The organism is Corynebacterium sp. HMSC035E02, from assembly GCF_001836065.1.
GTDB classification, from domain to species: Bacteria; Actinomycetota; Actinomycetes; order Mycobacteriales; family Mycobacteriaceae; genus Corynebacterium; species Corynebacterium hiratae.
In genome coordinates this window covers 1-251 of sequence record NZ_KV827312.1, presented here as the reverse complement: position 1 = coordinate 251, position 251 = coordinate 1, and the positions used below count along the sequence as shown (strand labels likewise).

Here is a 251-nt window from a genome sequence, read left to right as displayed (position 1 = left end):
CGAGCCTGGTTATGAGGATGGTTCTGGTAAGCCGGGTGAGGATGTTAAGGTTCCTGCTCCTGAGTTCAAGGACAAGGACGGCAAGGACACCAAGGCTCCGGAGGGCACGAAGTTCACCCCGGGTGAGAACGTTCCGGATGGTGTGACCATTGATGAGAACACTGGTGAGATCACCGTGAAGGTTCCGGAGGATGCGAAGCCGGGTGACAAGATCACTGTTCCGGTTGTTGTGACTTACCCGGATGGTTCTA

1 protein-coding gene is annotated in these 251 nt (G+C 55.4%); it reads left to right on the top strand.

Going from position 1 to position 251, the window contains the following annotated elements; translation table 11 throughout:
* A partial coding sequence (locus HMPREF2635_RS02965; protein ID WP_210385851.1) for a YPDG domain-containing protein occupies positions 1-251 on the top strand: 251 nt, incomplete at both ends.